Genomic DNA, 1,797 nt, shown 5'->3' with positions numbered 1-1,797 from the left:
CACGAGGAACTCCCCGAACGCTCCACACTGCTGCTCTACACCGACGGTCTGGTCGAGAACCGTCACCAACACCTCGACACCGGTTTGGACGACCTGCGTCGTCACGCCTCGGAACTGGTCGGCCATGACCTGGAGGACTTCTTGGACGAACTCCTCGCGCGCATCGACCCCAGGGGTGACGACGTCGCCCTGCTGGCCCTACGCCTTCCCACCCTGGGAGAGGGCAGAGCCGAAGACGACGTGGCGCCCCCACAACACGCGCACAGCCCCGCCACCCCCAACCGGAGGGCTCCCGGGGTCAGGATCCAGGGCAGCCCGGTCAGGGATACCTCCAAGCCGACGTGACTTCGCCTACGCACCGGAGTGGGTGTGCCGGCGATGACCGGCCGAGCGACCACCCCGTTCAGCTGCCGTTTCCGGGGTGAAAAGACCCTATCTGAGGGTGTGGGGAAGTGCAGCCGGGTCCGTCCGACGGCTAGTGTCGCTGTCAACGGTCGGGCTCAAAAGCACCCCGTGACCGTAACATGCTGGTCGTGGCGCGATACTCCGTTTAGTCCGGATGGGGCACCACGCTGTAGGACCCTGACCAAGTTGTAGGACCTTGACCAAAGTCACTTGAGGAGACTTGGCGTGCTCGCATTGCATGAGCAGATACTTCGAACCGACCCGATGCGAATCCGGACGGGTGCGGGCCCGGCGCCGCGGAACGCTTCAGGGTGGAAGGGCCGAGCACTCCACCCGGGTTCCGGTACCCCGTCGCCCCACGGAGATGAGAATCGGGGGGAAGGACGATGAGTGGCGCCGGCCAAGAGCTGGAGACCACTTTGTTGCGTGCGGTGTTCGACAGTGTGGGCGCGGGGATGTTCGTCATCGACTCCGCCGGCCGCATCATCGCGTCCAACCCCCACTCGCAACGACTTCTCGACCGGTCCGAGGAGGAATTGTTCGGCGCCGACCTGCACGACCTGCTGCACCGCGACGCCAACGGGAACAAGGTCCCCCGGCAGGAATGTCCGGCCTTGAGCGTGCTCGACACCGGCCGACCGACCGAGGGAAGCGAACACTTCTACCTACGCGGTGACGGCACGCTCATACCCATCATCTGGGTGGTCACTCCACTCCAGCAGGGGGACGGAGCGGGAGGCGCCGTCATCGTCTTCCACGACTTCCGCAAGCACCGTGACGCCAGTGAACAGACCGCGGCACACCTGGCAGCGCTGGAGGAACTCACCGGAAGACTGAGCCTGGTGGCGGAGGTCTCCGTCCTACTCATCTCCTCCCCGAACACCGACGAGGTGTTGGACCGCTTGGCCCGATTGTTGGTACCGGACCTGGGTGACTGGGCGGTGATAGACGTCCTTCCCAAGGGAAGGGACAGCGACGAGATCCATCGCGTGGCCGTGCACTCCCTCGATGACGACGACACGGCCGAGGCGTTGAAGGGTCCGCTGCCACCCCTGTCACAGACCTCCCGTTCGGCGCTGGCCCACGCCCTGTACAGCCTCGAGCCGGTACTGCTCGACGCCGGAAGGCACAAGGGTGGATCGAACGAGTCACTCGCCCAGGCTCACCGGCAACTGTTCGAGCATCTGGGTGAGGGCACGGCGTTGGTGGTGCCGATGTACACCCGAAGAGGTCTCTACGGCGCGTTGACCGTGGCCCGTACCGGAGCACGGTCCACCTTCGACGAAGCCGAGGTCCTCCTACTGAGCGACATCGCCCGACGCATCGCCTTGGTGATCAAGAGCAACCGGCTCTTCGAGCAGCAACGGGACATGGCCGAGACCCTGCAGCGTC

2 protein-coding genes are annotated in these 1,797 nt (G+C 65.2%); both read left to right on the top strand.

Annotated elements, in window-relative coordinates; translation table 11 throughout:
- Nucleotides 1-345, top strand: a 345-nt coding sequence (locus D472_RS0124295; protein ID WP_026118031.1) for a SpoIIE family protein phosphatase, incomplete at its 5' end; no start/stop codon positions are given.
- Between the two features lie 446 nt (nucleotides 346-791).
- Nucleotides 792-1,797: GAF domain-containing protein (locus D472_RS0124290; protein ID WP_017607025.1), on the top strand; the 1,006-nt coding region annotated here is incomplete at its 3' end.

The sequence above is a fragment of the Nocardiopsis alkaliphila YIM 80379 genome (assembly GCF_000341005.1).
GTDB lineage: Bacteria > Actinomycetota > Actinomycetes > Streptosporangiales > Streptosporangiaceae > Nocardiopsis > Nocardiopsis alkaliphila.
Note: the sequence above shows the minus strand (reverse complement) of the source record. Positions and strands in the feature narration are given on the sequence as shown.